Genomic DNA, 15,634 nt, shown 5'->3' on the forward strand with positions numbered 1-15,634 from the left:
GGGGGTTAACTCAGGCAATCCCGGATGCCGCGCCATAGAACCCCCGGAATCACGCGGCCCTAATCTGCTGGCCGGCAGGATTTCCTGAATTAGCCACGCGCGGGGGCAGAAGGGGCCGCAGGCGCTACTTCTCGGGCTGCGCAGGCGCTCCTGCCTGCGCTGCGGCGGGAACGACTGAGAGGTCGAGGTGCCAGCGCATCGGCGCTGCGGCCGAGACAGACATGACCCGACCGGATGCGACTGCCTGTGAGAGCGAGTCGCCCCAGCCCGTCGCGGGCTCAATCGCCAGCACCGGATCGGCGGCGAACTCGCCGTTGTCCCAGAACAGGCCGAGATACGGAAGTGCGGTCGGATCCCAGCTCAGCCGCAACGACTGCTCTCTGCCGAGATTCAGGGTGGCGGAATCCGCCGTGACGCCGGGCGGCAGGAATGCCTTGACCGAGGTTTCCGGGGAGAGCATGCCGTGCGGCGGCTGCACCGGGAACTGCAGCCGAGCCCCGCGGTTCGGATACTCCTCGACCAGCTCCGGCCTGATCTCGCGCCCGGCGAGACCCAGCGTCAGCGTCGCGTGCGGACCGGCGCTGAACTGCGGATGCGCACACCACAACAGCGGGTACTCCCCCATCGCGTCGGTTGTCGCGGTGTATTCGAACCGCAGCCCGGCATCCGTCGCCCCGATCGTGCGCCGCACCGTGACCGGCAGGCTGGTGAGTTCGACGGCCATGACGAGCGCGTCGGCCGACGCCGACTCGACGGCCCAGGGCACATTCCACAGATCGCCATGGTCGGGAACGGACGTTCCGTCGGGCAGAGCATCGGCTTGCACTGACGGAGCAACCTCGTCCCAGCCGCCCATTCCCGCGTGGACGAACGGCGCGCCGAGGCCTGGCCGGTCGCTCGGATAGCTGGGCGCAAGCCACTCTGCTCCGTCCGATCGAAGGCTGACGATGCGCCCGCCGCGGTCTGCGTCAACAGCGCAACGCAGTCCCCGACCAGTCACCTCCCAGCTCATGCCGTGACTCGCACAGCCACAGACCCGATCACGCCGGAAGCCCGATCCGACGATCGCCCGAGCGCATCTGCCGGATGACGATGGCCGTCACGGTCAGACCGGGCATCGCCGCGTTCTGCCGGAACGCGTTCCCGTCGAGCAACCGTCACAGGGCGACCGTCTTGGGCAGCAAGCTGCCGAGTTTATGAAGCTGCTCACGCAGCAGTGCAATATCGGCTTCCCGGGCGGCCTGGAGGTCGTCGGTGAAGAGCAGCATCGTGGGCAGGGAGGTGGCGAAGTAGTCGATCGTGGCCCGGGTCGTCGACAACTCGTCGACATACTCGGAGAGCCCCGCGCTGAGCGCCTCGACCTCGTCGTGCCGGCCGAGTCGCGCCAAGGCGAGCACCGAGTAGAAGCTCTGCGTGCTGAACGGTTGCACGTTCATCTGCACGAAGTCGCCGCGGAATGAGGCCGAACGAGCCCAGGCGGCGTCGGCGCCTGCTGCGTCACCGGCCGCGGCCAGCGCATCCCCGAGCTGCAGGTGCAATCGCGCTGAATTCGCGAGCGGATGCCGCGCCTCACCGAGCGAGGCCGGGCTCAGCAGGGCGACTTCGATCAGTCGCACCGCCTGCGGGGCGTCGCCGTCGGCCACTGCCGTCTCGGCCAGGGCGAGATGCGCGGTATCCCAGGCGGCAAGAGCCTGCCCTTCGCCACCTTCCCATGGCTGGAACGCGCGCGCGGCGAGCAGATCGCGCGCCGCAGCCGGGTCGCCCGTCGCGGTGAGCAGGTTGGCGTAGACAACCGTGAGGTCGTCGCGGGAGGAGACCAGGTCGATCTGCCCGGCCAGGAGCCGCAGCCGTTCGGCGGCTGAATCGCCGAGTCGAGCGGCCAGCTGGTCGGCTTCGTAGAGCAGCTTGGCGTCGGTGGGAGCCAGACTTCGAGCGGCCCGATAGTGAGCGCGGGCGGCCGGGCCGTCACCCCGCACGTTGTAGGCGGCGATGCCGAGGTTGCGCTGAGCCATCACCTGGATGCGGCTCGACGACGAGCCGGAGTTCGGCAGAGCGGTATCGGGCCGAGCGGTGTCGGGCCGTGCGGTGTCGGGCCGTGCGGTGTCGGGCCGTGCGGTATCGGGCTGTGCGGCATCCGTTGCCCCCTCGGCCTGAACGGCCTGCTCCCAATATGCGATCGCGGTCGCGTAGTTGCGCTTGTCGTAGTGCCAGTTGCCGAGCAGGGTGGCGGCGAGGGCGTCGGCCGGGTCGGCGGCGAGGGCCGCGGTCAGCACCCGGATGTCGTCGGCGCGCGACGCCTGGCAGAACTCGGCGTTGACACTCTGGGCCGACGCACGCGCGGCGGCAGCCAGCTCGGTCAGCCCCTGGGCGGAGAGCAGAGCGGCGCGGTGGTACTGAACCAGCGGACCAACCTGCACCTGGCCGAGAGCCGTGGAGACGGATGCGGCGGCTGCGGCGTCCAGCACCCGCAGCGCGTCGTCGATCAGTCCCGACCGGGCGTAGTCGAGGGCGACGTCGAGCAGGGTGGGGGCGTCGGCGCTGACCGGCAGGCCGGCCAGGTCGCGCGCCCACTGGTCGAGCGGATCGGTGGCCAGGGTCACCGCCACACGCGCGGTCGCCTCGGTCTCGCGGCCCAACCGGCGAAGCACCGCGGCGAGAAGATCGGCGGCCTGCAGGTGCGAACCGTCGAGCCGCAAGACCTCGCGCAGATCGGATTCGGCAGCGCTGAAGTTTCCGGCCCGGGTCTTGACGCGGGCGAGGGCGTAGTGGGCGGGCACCCGCCAGGCCGAGTTCCAGGTCGCCTTGGCCAAGTACTCCTCGGCTTCCGCGTCACGGCCTTGTCGCTCGAGCAGAACGCCGAGGCGGTAGTGCGCTTCGCCGTCGGCGGGGTTGGAGACCCGGGACACCAGTCGATCGATGGCCGTGCGCAGCAGCTGCTCGGCTTCGGCCTCGGCACCGGCCCAGAGCAGACGCTCGGCGAGGGCGATGTTCGAGCGCACGTCATGCGGGTCGCGGCGCAGCGCCTCGCGCCAGTACGGTTCCGGGAACCGGTTGGCGTGACGATACTGGTGCAGGTACTGCCCGGTGAAGAAGAGCTCGTCGATCGATTCGATGTCGGCGGGCAGCGGCGGCTCGGTGGCGGCGCCGGCGATTTCTACGTCGTTGGCCGCATCCGCGCGGGGACGCCAGCTGATCAGTTCGGTTCCCGAGTGGCTCACGGTGAGGGTCAGCGCCGTCGCCTCGTGGCTGCCGGCTACGGTCAGGGTCTGCAGCAGTGGCAGGCCGGGGGCGAGGTCATGCGTCGTGCTGCTCAGGATGCCGTCGGCGTCGCTGCGGAGTTCGACGACGCATCCGGCCAGGTCTTCGGCGACGGCGACGCCGATCGCAATGACGGTCGTCGCGGAGGCTGCGGACGCTGCGGATGCCGCGGCCGGCGTCACCTCGAGGCTGACCGCGACCCGGTTGGTGGCCTGGTGAGCCGGACCGATCCCGTGAATCGGGTACCAGTACTGACTGAAGGTTTTGGTCTCCCCGGGGGCGAGGTAGGAGAAGTCGGGCTGGTTGTCGGTGAACGCCCCGGCCATCAGCTCGATGTAGGGACCGTCGGTGTCGGTGAGGCTGGCATCCCAGGCGTGGCCGAAGGGGGCGTCGCCCCAGGTCCACATCTTCTTGCCCGGCGCAATGTGCCGGTCGGCCCAATAGACGAACCCGGCGCCGCGGCGGTGGTCGTAGCCGCCGAAGAAGTCGTCTTGCGTGTCGGTCACCATGTACGACGTGGGCACGGGGATGTTGCGGTACCAGTCGAGCCGGTCGCCGTCTGGCGTCGCCGCGGTCTTCTGGGCCGGGTAGTCGACGCCGTAGTAGCGGCCCTCGACCGCCGGATAGCTGGCCGTTGCCCGCTTGGCGTGATCGGCGACCTGGCGCACATCCGTGGGAAAGAACGCCTGGTAGTCGTCGTCGACGGCCGCAGCCACGTTGGCCCACCAGAGGAAGGTCTGGGTTTCGTCGGTGCGGTTGTAGAGGCGCACGCGGGCCTCGATCGCCGCACTGGTGGGCCGCAGCCGGATGCCGTGCATGCCCTTCATCCGGGTGAAGGGGTCGTGGTCGGAGCACCAGACCGTGACGGCGCCGTCGGCTTCGTGCTCGATTTCGAAATCGGTCGGCAGGAAGGTGGCCGGGCGGTGATGTTGCGGCCAGTTGAACTCGATACCGCCGGAGATCCACGGGCCGGCCAGCCCGACGAGGGCCGGCTTGATGACGTTGTTGCGATAGAAGAAGTCGTAGTCGGCGACCTTGTCGTAACCGATGTGGATGCGGCCGCCGAGCTCGGGCAGGATCACCAGGCGCACCCACTGGTTCTCCAGGTGCACGGCCTGCCAGGCGTGCGGAGTCTTGGTCTGGCTGATGCGCTCGTGGAACGGGAGCGGATAGACCCGTCCGCTGGAGCCCTGGTACACGCGCTGCTCAAGAAAGGCGGGAAGGGCGTCCGGGGCGAGTGGCAGGTAGGTGTCGATCACCAGCGGTTCGCTCCAGCAGGCGACGCCGGCATCCTGCAGCTCGGTCGGCACGGCGGGGAGCTGGATGGTGGAGATCGCTTCAGCGAGCGCAGCGTCGAGTGCGGCGTCACAGGCGGCGTCACAGGCGGCGTCAGGCGTGGCGCTGTCGCGCGCTGCCTCGTGAAGTTCATTCTGCATATCGAAACCCTAAAAGCCGGTTCGGGGCCGGGGAATGGTCGATCTGTCGGAAGAAATGGACAAAACGCTGATTTCTGGAATGCTAGGCGGATGGTCATCGCCGACGGTTTCCCCGGACAACGCTTGTTTGTGCTGCCCCGACCTCGTGTCAGGGAGGCGCTGCAGCAGCCGGGCACCCGTCATCTGCTGGTCACGGACTGCGGCTACTTTCCCGAGGCTCGTTCCCATGGATTGCAGCGTATTGAGCCCATCGACCAGGCGGTGATCATCGTCTGCACCTCGGGCACGGGCTGGTGCACGCTCGACGGCGTCACCCACGCGATCGAGAAGGGTCAGGTACTCGTGCTGCCGCCGCAGGTGCCCCACGCCTACGGGAGCGAACAGGACGATCCGTGGACGGTGTGGTGGTTACACCTGAATGGCAGTGACGTGTCGGAGTTCCTGGCCGCCTCGGAATTCACCGTCGCGTCACCAGCGCGCACGGTCAGCGACGTCTACCGCCTGGTCACGCTGGTCGAAGACGTCGTGCAGCAGATGGAACGTGACCTCGGCTCCGCGAACCTGCTCGCGGCATCCGGTGCCGCCTGGCATCTGCTGGCACTGCTCACCTCGGGAGCCGGCGCCCCGACCGCACAGACCACGGTCATCGACCGCGCCAAGAGCTACCTGCGCAGCAACCTGTCCGACCGGGTCAGCGTGACCGAGCTCGCGGGAATGGCCCGGCTCAGCCCGTCACATTTCGCGACGCTGTTTCGCACGCAGGTCGGCCTGCCGGTTCTGCAGTACCAAACCCAGTTACGGATGGCGCGGGCACGCGAGCTTCTCGACACCACAGACCTGCCCGTCGCTCGCATTGCCGAGGGCATCGGTTACGCCGACCCGTTCTATTTTTCGCGTCAGTTTCGTGCGGTGCACGGCACGACGGCCCAGCAGTACCGGGCGCAGCGCAAGGGGTGACTTGCTTCGCTCTCCTGTGGCGGCGGCGCCGCTGTCTGCTGCTGCGGCGGCGGCGGCGGCGGCTGCGGCTCGTCGCGGTGGGGCGGCGTCTGCGGCTCCGGCATCTGCGGCTGCCCGTCGGGCCGGTGGCTAACTCCTGCAATTCCGGATGTCAGGCGCAAGCACCCGCAGAATCACGCGGCACTTTTCCGCCGCTCAGCAGGATTTCCTGAGTTAGCCACACAAACGCGCCGAGCGGATGGCGGTTGGTCACCCCACCGGGAGGCACTGGCCGACCCGCACGAGCGTGACCAGGCCGAACGTGTAGCGCACGTGGAGGCTCGTGGCCGGGAGATCCACTCCCCCGGCGAGGTCGATGTTGCCGCCGAGTCCGCTGTCTTCGTTGTACCCGAGCGCCTCCCACGCCGCAACGATCCGCTCCGCCGCCGCGACGTTTCCGTCGGTGATCTCACGGTCATGCTCGTCGCTTGACGTGTCGGTGATCACCCCGGTGGTGAAACTCACGTCGGGATAGATGTACGACATCCCTGCGTTGTTGGCGCAGGTCTCGACGGTCACGATGGCCGGCGCATCCGCGGGCGTCTCGCTGAGTGCACCGCTCGTGCCGTCACCGTTCGAAATCGTCCAGACCGCTGACGGGCCGGCGGCAGCCACGGCGACATCGAGCAGTGTCTGCATGCCCGCCTCGACCTCGATGACGCTCAATTGCGTGGCCGACTCGTCGGGGACAACCTCGGCGGGTTGGGGAAGTGACTGCTGCTCCTCCTGGTACTCGACAGGATTCCCACCCCCCGGCTGCGATTGCTGGTCGGCGGCAGTAACCCGCCCAAGCAGAATCCACAGCACCACAATCAGACCAATGATGCTGAGAACCACGGCCACGCTGCGAAACTGGCGCGCTCGGTCGAGGTCTTGAGCGTGAGCGTGCTCCCCGGCTGCGGCGTCGGATGCCACTGGAACGGGATCTCGCGTTTCCAACTCCAGGGCCGCCCCCGATTCCGGCCCCGGGTCGATGGCGCGGTCGGGCCTCCGGGGAATCGGAGGCGGTCCTCGACGCACGGTCGATCCAGGGCTTCCCCCGCCGGCAGTGGATGGCGCCGACGTGTGCGCCGCCAGTCCCACCGCACGCGCCTGACGCTCAGCATCCGCCGCTGCCGCCGCCGCCGCTCGCCGCGGTTTCGAATCAAGAATGGAGATGCTGAGTGCGGCCGCGCTGGCCGCCACGAGCATGAGCAATGCCCCCGTCGGCCCGGACGCCAGTTGATTTCTCGCGGCAATGGCGAGAACGCCGAACATGCCCAGGGCGGCGCCCCCGGCGCCGACCAGACTCTTGGCCCAGCGTTCGGTCGCCCCGAGCCAGACCGCGGCAAGCACGGCGAATGCCGCGCCACACGCGCAGATCAGGCCGAGGACTGCTCCGATCACCGCACCGGCCACCAAACCGATGAGCAGGAATGCGCCGCCACCACTGCCCGACTGCACCGCGCCGATCAGCAGACCGCCGACCAGCCCGGTCCCGCCGCCGAGCAGCGCTCCGACGGCGAACAATTTGGTGAACGACTGACTGACGGCTCGTCCGGGCAGGATGGCACCGGGGCGGCTGAGCCGATCGGAGGCCAACGCGCGCGGTGTCCTCACGTCGCCGTCGGCATCCGTCGCGTCGTCGGCGCTCAGCTGCGGGCGGTCGCCGCTTGGACTGCCGTCGTGCGCACTGCCGTCGTGCCGCTCGCCGTCGCTTGAATTGCCGTCGCTCCCCATGCGTTTCCCCCCCGGTTCCGCTCCAACCTACCGGCCCTCTTCCCAGCGCCACGGTGGCTAACTCCTGCAATCCCGGATGTCGAGCGTCACCACCCCCGGAATCACGCGGCACTTTTCTGCCGCCCGGCAGGATTGCAGGAGTTAGCCACTCCGCCCGCGCAGGGTTCAGCCCCGCGACGGATGCCAGACCCCCGACCCACTCGCTAGCCTGAGGTCATCGGCAGATGAAGGGGAACTCATGCTGGAGATCAGAAACATCAACAAGCACTATGGCAATCGCCACGTGCTGCGCGACGTGAGCTTTACCGTCGGCAACGGGCGCATGACCGGATTCGTTGGGGGAAACGGGGCGGGCAAGACCACCACGATGCGTATCATTCTCGGTGTGCTGGAGACCGATGCCGGCCCGGACGCTGGCTCTGTGCTGCTCGACGGCGTTCCGCTCACCGCCGGCGACCGCCGCCGATTCGGCTACATGCCCGAGGAGCGTGGCCTCTACCCCAAGATGAAAGTCGCCGAGCAGCTCGTCTACTTGGCCCGCCTGCACGGCCTCAGCCCTGCCGAAGCCCGCAGCAACACGGCCGAACTTCTCGAACGTCTCGGCCTCGGCGAGCGCGCCGGCGACGCGGTCGAAGCGCTTTCACTCGGCAACCAGCAGCGTGCCCAGATCGCCGCGGCGCTCGTGCACGACCCCGAGTTTCTCGTGCTCGACGAACCGTTTTCCGGCCTCGACCCGATGGCCGTCGAAGCCGTGCAGGGTGTGCTCAAGGACTACGCGGCCAGCGGCGTTCCCGTGCTCTTCTCCTCACACCAGCTCGATATCGTCGAACGGCTCTGCGACGATCTGGTCATCATCGCCGACGGTCAGATCCGCGCCGCCGGCCACAGCGAAGCGCTCCGCGAGCAGTTCAGCACCCCGCTCTTCGAGATTCAGGTTGCCGACGACGCCGACTGGATCCACCACGTGTCCGGCATCGAGGTCGTTCACGTCATCGGCGGCTTCGCCGTCTTCCACGCCGAGACGGATGCCGCGAGCCAGTCGGTTCTCTCTCTGGCCCTCGGCCGGGGAGGCGTGACCTCGTTCGGCCCCCAACGCCCGTCGCTCGCCACCATTTTCAAGGAGGTCGTTCGATGAACGCCACGCCGACCACCACGACCGACAACGGCAGCGGCAGCGGCAGCGGCAATGCCAACCCCAATGGCACCAACGGCAGCCGCAACAGCAGCGCCGCCAGCACCGGCATCCGCCCCCGCACCACACGCCCCGCCCCGAGCCTCGTTCAGAGCATTTGGCTTGTCTCGACCCGCGAGATCATGGCACGCATCCGCAGCAAGGCGTTTCTGATCTCCACCGGAATCCTGCTGCTGCTCGCCGTCGGCTCCGTCGTCGCCGGCGGAATCGCCAGCGCCAACCCCACGCTGCCGAAGGTGGCCGTCGTCGGTTCGGCCGCCGACGTGATCGCGACGAACCCCGCCCTCGAAACGGTGGCGGCCGACAGCGTCGCCGATGCCGAAGCGCTGGTGCGCGACGGTTCGGTGGACGCGGCGATCGTGCCGGCCACAGACGCGGGCTCCCCGCTCGACATCGCAGTGATCGCCCTTGACTCGGTGCCGAGCGGAGTGATGGGTGCGCTCACCGTCAGCCCCGGCATCGAACTGCTCGAGCCGCCCAGCCAGAACGGCTTCATGAGCTATCTCGTCGCCATCGGCTTCGGGCTGGTGTTCTTCGTCTCCGCGATGACCTTCGGAACCACCATCGCGCAGAGCGTGGTCGAAGAAAAACAGACCCGTGTCGTCGAGATTCTGATGTCGGCCATCCCGGTGCGCGCGCTTCTGGCGGGCAAGATCGTGGGCAACAGCATCATGGCGTTCGCCCAGATCGCCCTGATCGGAATACTGATCTCCAGTGCCATGGCCTTCACCGGCCAACGTGTGCTGCTGGCCGACCTCGGCCCGTCGGTCGTCTGGTTCGCCGTGTTCTTCGCATTCGGTTTCGTGCTGCTCGCCGCCCTTTACGCCGCGACCGCCTCGATGGTGTCGAGGCAAGAGGATGTCGGCTCGGTCACCTCCCCCGTGATGATGCTCGTGATGCTGCCCTATTTTCTGGTCATCTTCTTCAACGACAATCCGACAGTGATGACGATCATGTCCTATGTTCCGTTCAGCGCCCCGGTCGGAATGCCGATGCGCATCTTCCTCGGCGCGGCCGAATGGTGGGAGCCGTTGCTCTCCCTTCTCATCCTCATTGCGACGACTCTCGTCGTGATCGTGCTCGGTTCCCGCATCTACTCGAACTCGCTGCTGCGCATGGGCGGCCGGGTCACCCTCAAGGAGGCGTTGCGCGGTTAACCCGACCCGCAGCATCCGCGCACACTGACAAGCGGATGCTGCGTCGCGGGTCGGTTCCCCGCAGATTTCATGCAACCCACGCATAGAATCGCCGTGCCGATGTGCGGGAGGATAGAGGAGTGACCCAACTCCATGACCTGACGTCCCGCGGCTTCGCATCCGACAACTACTCGGGCATCCACCCGCAGATTCTTGAGGCCATCGCCACCGCGAACGGCGCACATCAGATCGCTTATGGCGACGATGTCTACACGGCCCGGCTCAACGAGGTCTTCGTCAGCCACTTCGGTGAGGGCGTCGAAGCTTTCCCGGTGTTCAACGGAACCGGCGCCAACGTCACCGGCCTGCAGTCGATGGTTCCGCGCTGGGGTGCGGTCATCTGCGCGACGACCGCGCACATCAACTCCGATGAGGGCGGCGCCCCGGAGCGCGTCGGCGGCCTCAAACTGCTTGCCGTCGCGACGCCCGACGGCAAGCTCACTCCCGAACTCATCGCCCAGGAAGCCTGGGGCTGGGGCGACGAACACCGCGCACAGCCGCTCGTCGTGTCGATCACGCAGACCACCGAGCTCGGCACCGCCTACACACCCGACGAAGTGCGGGCAATCGCCGATTACGCTCACGCGCACGGCATGAGCCTGCACATGGATGGTGCGCGCATCTCGAACGCGGCGGCCAGCCTCGGCGTGCCGTTCCGCGCCTTCACGCGCGACGCCGGCGTCGACGTGCTGAGCTTCGGCGGCACCAAGAACGGCATGATGCTCGGCGAGTGCATCGTGGTGCTGAACCCCGCCGCATCCACCGGCCTGAAGTACCTGCGCAAGCTCAATATGCAGCTCTCCTCGAAGATGCGCTTCGTCTCGGCCCAGTTCATCGCGCTGCTTGAGGGCGACCTCTATCTGAAGAACGCCGGCCACGCCAACGAGATGGCGCAGCGCCTGCGCAGCGCTCTCGAAGCCGGCCTCGCTGACGGTTCACTGCACGGCCTCTCGTTCACGCAGGCCACCCAGTCCAACGCGGTCTTCGCCATCCTGCCCGCCGGGGTCGCCGATCGCCTGCGCGAGTCGTTCCGGTTCTACGACTGGAACCCGGCCACCCGCGAAGTGCGTTGGATGTGCGGCTTCGACACCAGCGAAGACGATATCGATGCCTTCATCGCTGCCTTGCGCCGGGAGCTCTCGGCCCCATGATCGTCGTTCTCCCCGCGCGCGCGCGCCCACATCGTCGCGTCACCATTGGTCGAAGCGACACTGTGGGCGCACCGGCGAGTGCGGGAGACCCGAGCGCAGACATCCGTCGCACAACCTGCAGCACCTGATCGAGGAGTACCGACGATGAACGTCTTCGCAAGCAAACCGTGGCTGGCGTCCTATGCGACGGGAGTTCCGGCGACGATCGACATGCCAACCGGCTCCCTCATCGACATAATGGATGCCGCGGTGAAGACCTACAAGTCGGCCATCGCCCTCGATTTCTTCGGCGCGACCACCAGCTATAGCCTGCTCGGCGAGCAGATCTCCCGGGTCGCGAACGGCCTCGCGAAACTCGGCGTGAAAGCCGGTGACCGGGTGGCCATCGTGTTGCCGAACAGCCCGCAGCACATCGTCGCGTTCTATGCGGTGCTGCGCCTCGGTGCCATCGTCGTCGAGCACAACCCGCTCTACACGCCGCGCGAGCTGCGGCACCAGTTCGAGGATCACGGCGCCCGCGTCGCCATCGTCTGGGACAAGGTCGTCGACACCGTGCTGGCGTTTCCGAGCGACGTTGCCGTGCGCGCCACGATCTCGGTCGACGTCACCCGGGCCATGCCGTTCGGCAAACGTCTCGCGCTGCGCCTGCCCATCAAGAAGGCACGCACCGCCCGCACCGCGCTCACCTCCTCCAAACTGAGCAAGGGTGCGATCAGCTGGGACACCCTCGTCACCTCCCGGCCGCTGCGCCGCTCCCACCCGCGCCCGGCGGTCACCGACATCGCGGTGCTTCAGTACACGAGCGGCACCACCGGATCGCCGAAGGGCGCCATCCTCACCCACTTCAATCTGCACGCGAACGCCTTGCAGGGCGCGGCGTGGGTGCCCGGCCTCCAGCACGGCAAAGAGGTTTTCTACGCTGTTCTGCCCATGTTCCACGCCTACGGCCTCACCCTCTGCCTCACCTTCGCGATGAGCATGGGCGCCCGGCTGGTGCTCTTTCCCAAGTTCGACCCCGGTTTGGTGCTGGATGCCGCGCGCACCACCCCGCCGACGTTCCTGCCCGCGGTTCCGCCGATCTACGACCGCCTCGTGCGGGCTGCGGCCGAGCGCAAAATCAGCCTGGACAGCATCCGCTTCGCCATCTCCGGCGCCATGAATCTGCCCGTCGCGACGGTGGACCGCTGGGAGGCCGCCACTGGTGGCCTGCTCGTCGAGGGCTACGGCATGACCGAGACGTCACCGGTTGCCGCCGGAAACCCGATCGGGCCGAGCCGACGCCCCGGCACCGTCGGGGTGCCGTTCCCGAGCACTGAGATTCGGGTCGCCGACCCCGACGATTCAAGCGTCGACCGCGGGTTCGACGAAGAGGGCGAACTGCTCATTCGCGGACCGCAGGTGTTCTCGGGCTATTGGAACCGCCAAGACGAGACGGCATCCGTACTTCTCGCCGACGGCTGGTTGCGCACCGGCGACATCGTGCGCGTCTCCGCCGACGGCTTCATCACCATCGTCGACCGGATGAAGGAACTCATCATCACCGGCGGCTTCAACGTGGCGCCGTCCGAGGTCGAGGAAGCCCTGTCGACGCATCCGTCGATCGCGGACTCCGCGGTGGTGGGCCTCCCGAGTGCGGCAGGCGGCGAGGATGTCACGGCGGCCGTCGTGCTCGTGCCGGGTGCCGTGCTCGACGTCGAGGCGTTGCGCCTGCACTGCCGCGGCCTGCTCTCGGCCTACAAGGTGCCGCGCAAGATCGTGCAGCTCGACGAATTGCCGCATTCGCTGATCGGCAAGGTGTTGCGCCGAAAGGTGCGGGAGCAGCTGACGCGTACGTCGGACTAGCCACACCGTTGGTCGAGCCTGTCGAGACCACGCGAGCCAATCTCCGAGGCCGGGTCGCGTCTGAAGGTCGACTCACCGGATCTCGACAAGCTCGATCACCGGGAGGCTCGATCACCGGGAGGCTCGATCACCGGGAGCATCGAAATCGCGCTCAGTGCACGAGAGTGCTCAACCAGATCACAGCCAGCCCGAGCGCCGACGTCACTGCCGCACTCAGCAGGCGCAGGCCCCAGCCCTGCCCGCGCCGAGTGGAGTTCACGTAGCCGAGAACCGCGAGAATCGCCACGCCCACCCAGAGCGCGATGTAATAGGCCACGTACTCATCGAGCCAGCCGATCACGGCAAGCAGCAGAAAGAACGCCGGCAGCAGCATCGCAACAACCATGCCCACCGAATGCTGAGCCGACCGGTACGCGGCGACGCTGATCGCCTTCCAGCGGGGGCCGCTCGTCTCCTCGCGCGCGACGACGCCCGAGTAGATATGGGACAGCCAGAACACCCCGATCGTGCCCACTGTGAAGACCAGCACCTCCCAGTCGGTGTTGAACTTCCAGCCCACCGCGATCAGCGCGCTGACGAGCACGGTCCCATAGATCGCATACTCGGTGCGATACACCCGTGCTACAACGGCGACGGGTTTCGCGGCGTTCGCTGCGACCGGCCCCGTCCATCGATGGCCCGGTGGCAGGGAACGCGACTCGTCGGCGCCGGCGTCATTCATCGCTGGCTTCTTCATCGGCGATTGCTTCATCGCCGGTTACGCGAGGTGAAGTCCCCGCAATGGCTCGCATGCCGTACACGGTACTTCGCTCTGCACCTGCGGTCCACGGCTGAGGCCTCGCTTCCGGGCGAATTCTTGAAGAATGTATAGCTTCGGAATATTTATCCCTCGAACAGGTTGTATCCCGTGGGTCAGAGTCGCCCCGCACCATCAGTCCACGCGAGGAAAGAACCACACCCATGACACTCATCACTGACACCGTCAACCGTTTCGCCGACACCGACGCGCCACTGCTGACCACGCTGGCCGAGCGTTGGAGCCCGCGCGGCTACGACGCCACCGCCGTCATCGACGAGGCCACACTGACCACCGTGCTCGAGGCCGCCCGCTGGGCTCCCTCCGCCGCGAACATGCAGCCGGCCCGCTTCATCGTCACCCGCCGCGGAACCGACAGCTTCGCAAAGATTCACGACCTGCTGACCGGCTTCAACAAGAGCTGGGCCGACAGCGCATCCGTGCTGATCGCCAACGTGGCCGACGCCACGATGAAGCCGGAGCAGGACAACCCCTGGGCCTCCTACGACCTCGGCCAGGCCGTCGCCCACCTCTCGGTGCAGGCGCAGCACGAGGGTGTGCACACCCACCAGATGGGCGGCTTCGACGCCGCGGCCATCGCCGAAGCCTTCGGTTTGAGCGAGAAGCAGACCGTCGTCTCGGTCATCGCGCTCGGCAAGCTGGCGGATGTCGCCACGATGTCCCCCGAGATTCTCGAGCGTGAGTCGACGCCGCGCGTCCGCAAGCCGCTCGCCGAGCTGCTGCTCGCGAACGACTAGGTCACTCCGACCCACGTCGGCTACCCCCATCTCGTTGGTCGAGGAGCGCGCGAGCCTGCGAGCACGCGTCTCAAGACCTCGCGAGCCGGCCTCGGGACGCAACCACGTTCAGAGTTCGGCTCGCCGGGTCTCGAGACGCGGCCTCCTCCGTCGGCTGCTCCTCGACCAACGAAAATTGTCACGGTCGGGCCCCGAGAGCCGTGGCCGCCGAGACGACTACGGGCGCAACAACACCTTGATCGCCCGACGCTCGTCCATCGCCGCGTACGCCTCGGCGACATCCGCCAGCGGCAGCTGCAGGTCAAAGACGCGCCCCGGCTGAATCTCCCCCGACAATACGTCGGGCAGAAGCTCCTCGATGTAACCGCGCACGGGTGCGACGCCGCCGTTCACGCCCACGTTGCGGTTGAACAGCGGGCGCACCGGCAGCTCTGGACCGCCGTTCGGCGCTCCCACATAGCCGACCATCCCACCCGGACGGGCCGAACGGATCGCCTGATCCATCGACTCCTTCGTTCCGACACATTCGAGCACGCAGTCCGCGCCGATGCCGTCGAAAATCTCGCGGATGCGATCGACCCCGGCGTCGCCGCGCTCCTCCACGATGTCGGTGGCGCCGAACTCGCGCGCGAGCGCCTGCCGGTCGGCATGCCGCGACATTGCAACGATGCGGGAGGCGCCCAGCCGCTTGGCCGCGATAATCGCGCAGAGCCCGACCGCGCCGTCACCGACGACGACGACGGAGCTTCCGAGGGTGACCCCGGCCGAGACGGCGGCATGGTGGCCGGTTCCCATCACGTCGGCCAGCGTCAGCAGACCGGGAACCTGCTCGGCATCCGGCATCTGCGAGGTGGCGACCAGCGTTCCATCGGCAAACGGTACGCGCACGAGCTCGCCCTGGGCGCCATCCGCAAAGCCGCCGAGCTTGTCGTCTGAGCCCCACCAGCCGCCGTTCAGGCAGGAGGTGCTGACGCCGTTTCGGCAGTTGATGCAGGTGTTGTCGCAGGAGTAAAAGGGTGCGATCACGAAGTCGCCGACGGCGACAGTCTGCACATCGGGTCCGATCTCCTGCACGATTCCGACGAACTCGTGGCCGATGCGGTGCGGCTCGGTCGTCGGCGTCACGCCCCGGTAAGGCCAGAGGTCGGAACCGCACACGCACGCGGCAACGACGCGCACGATGGCGTCACCGCCGGTCGAAAGTTTCGGTTCTGCTACCTCGTCGAGGCGGATGTCTCGTTCACCGTAAATCACTGTTGCACGCATGTTCCGAGCCTAACCCGCGCGCCC

At 67.5% G+C, this 15,634-nt stretch carries 11 protein-coding genes; 6 read left to right on the top strand and 5 right to left on the bottom strand.

What is annotated here, in order from left to right:
- Positions 1–124: 124 nt before the first annotated feature.
- Entirely contained in the window at positions 125–1,012 is an 888-nt protein-coding gene (locus AC1DCF_RS03990) for an aldose epimerase family protein (protein ID WP_477209910.1), read from the bottom strand.
- A 145-nt stretch (positions 1,013–1,157) separates the two neighbouring features.
- Positions 1,158–4,694, bottom strand: a complete 3,537-nt coding sequence (locus tag AC1DCF_RS03995; protein WP_477209911.1) for a DUF5107 domain-containing protein — start codon at positions 4,692–4,694, stop codon at positions 1,158–1,160.
- A 90-nt stretch (positions 4,695–4,784) separates the two neighbouring features.
- On the opposite strand from AC1DCF_RS03995, the gene AC1DCF_RS04000 reads away from it, so the two are divergent.
- A complete protein-coding gene (locus AC1DCF_RS04000; RefSeq protein WP_477209912.1) occupies positions 4,785–5,651 on the top strand; it encodes an AraC family transcriptional regulator in 867 nt (288 codons plus the stop codon).
- A 249-nt stretch (positions 5,652–5,900) separates the two neighbouring features.
- Here the strand turns inward: AC1DCF_RS04000 and AC1DCF_RS04005 are convergent, their stop codons facing one another.
- Positions 5,901–7,409 carry a hypothetical protein gene (locus tag AC1DCF_RS04005; RefSeq protein ID WP_477209913.1) on the bottom strand — a complete coding sequence of 503 codons (1,509 nt, stop codon included), beginning with the start codon at positions 7,407–7,409 and terminating at the stop codon, positions 5,901–5,903.
- Positions 7,410–7,647: 238 nt separating this feature from the next.
- Here AC1DCF_RS04005 and AC1DCF_RS04010 point away from each other — a divergent pair, with 238 nt between their 5' ends.
- From AC1DCF_RS04010 to AC1DCF_RS04025, 4 genes are all read left to right on the top strand, one after another.
- Positions 7,648–8,544 (top strand): ABC transporter ATP-binding protein, encoded by an 897-nt coding sequence (locus tag AC1DCF_RS04010; RefSeq protein WP_477209914.1) that lies wholly within the window; start codon positions 7,648–7,650, stop codon positions 8,542–8,544.
- A complete protein-coding gene (locus AC1DCF_RS04015; protein WP_477209915.1) occupies positions 8,541–9,758 on the top strand; it encodes an ABC transporter permease in 1,218 nt (405 codons plus the stop codon). The genes AC1DCF_RS04010 and AC1DCF_RS04015 overlap by 4 nt, the downstream gene beginning before the upstream one ends.
- Before the next feature lie 119 nt (positions 9,759–9,877).
- Positions 9,878–10,948 carry a threonine aldolase family protein gene (locus AC1DCF_RS04020; protein ID WP_441790515.1) on the top strand — a complete coding sequence of 357 codons (1,071 nt, stop codon included), beginning with the start codon at positions 9,878–9,880 and terminating at the stop codon, positions 10,946–10,948.
- Positions 10,949–11,092: 144 nt separating this feature from the next.
- Positions 11,093–12,790 (top strand): long-chain-fatty-acid--CoA ligase, encoded by a 1,698-nt coding sequence (locus AC1DCF_RS04025; protein WP_477209916.1) that lies wholly within the window; start codon positions 11,093–11,095, stop codon positions 12,788–12,790.
- 151 nt (positions 12,791–12,941) lie between these two features.
- On the opposite strand, the gene AC1DCF_RS04030 is transcribed toward AC1DCF_RS04025, so the two are convergent.
- Positions 12,942–13,526, bottom strand: a complete 585-nt coding sequence (locus tag AC1DCF_RS04030) for a hypothetical protein (RefSeq protein WP_477209917.1) — start codon at positions 13,524–13,526, stop codon at positions 12,942–12,944.
- Positions 13,527–13,750: 224 nt separating this feature from the next.
- On the opposite strand from AC1DCF_RS04030, the gene AC1DCF_RS04035 reads away from it, so the two are divergent.
- Complete coding sequence (locus tag AC1DCF_RS04035; RefSeq protein ID WP_441790518.1) at positions 13,751–14,344, top strand: nitroreductase family protein; 594 nt, start codon at positions 13,751–13,753, stop codon at positions 14,342–14,344.
- Between the two features lie 216 nt (positions 14,345–14,560).
- On the opposite strand, the gene AC1DCF_RS04040 is transcribed toward AC1DCF_RS04035, so the two are convergent.
- The gene (locus AC1DCF_RS04040; RefSeq protein WP_477209918.1) at positions 14,561–15,610 is read right to left on the bottom strand and encodes a zinc-dependent alcohol dehydrogenase family protein; all 1,050 of its coding nucleotides are present in this window, start codon (positions 15,608–15,610) and stop codon (positions 14,561–14,563) included.
- Positions 15,611–15,634: the final 24 nt, after the last annotated feature.

Source organism: Leifsonia sp. 10L418 (genome assembly GCF_056395445.1).

Excerpts from the sequence above, each read along its gene's own strand:
- AC1DCF_RS04015 (WP_477209915.1), top strand. The coding sequence starts at position 8,541 with ATGAACGCCACGCCGACCACCACGACCGACAACGGCAGCGGCAGCGGC.
- AC1DCF_RS04005 (WP_477209913.1), bottom strand. The coding sequence starts at position 7,409 with ATGGGGAGCGACGGCAATTCAAGCGACGGCGAGCGGCACGACGGCAGT.
- AC1DCF_RS04000 (WP_477209912.1), top strand. The coding sequence starts at position 4,785 with ATGGTCATCGCCGACGGTTTCCCCGGACAACGCTTGTTTGTGCTGCCC.
- AC1DCF_RS04035 (WP_441790518.1), top strand. The coding sequence starts at position 13,751 with ATGACACTCATCACTGACACCGTCAACCGTTTCGCCGACACCGACGCG.
- AC1DCF_RS04010 (WP_477209914.1), top strand. The coding sequence starts at position 7,648 with ATGCTGGAGATCAGAAACATCAACAAGCACTATGGCAATCGCCACGTG.
- AC1DCF_RS04030 (WP_477209917.1), bottom strand. The coding sequence starts at position 13,526 with ATGAAGAAGCCAGCGATGAATGACGCCGGCGCCGACGAGTCGCGTTCC.
- AC1DCF_RS03990 (WP_477209910.1), bottom strand. The coding sequence starts at position 1,012 with ATGAGCTGGGAGGTGACTGGTCGGGGACTGCGTTGCGCTGTTGACGCA.
- AC1DCF_RS04025 (WP_477209916.1), top strand. The coding sequence starts at position 11,093 with ATGAACGTCTTCGCAAGCAAACCGTGGCTGGCGTCCTATGCGACGGGA.
- AC1DCF_RS03995 (WP_477209911.1), bottom strand. The coding sequence starts at position 4,694 with ATGCAGAATGAACTTCACGAGGCAGCGCGCGACAGCGCCACGCCTGAC.
- AC1DCF_RS04040 (WP_477209918.1), bottom strand. The coding sequence starts at position 15,610 with ATGCGTGCAACAGTGATTTACGGTGAACGAGACATCCGCCTCGACGAG.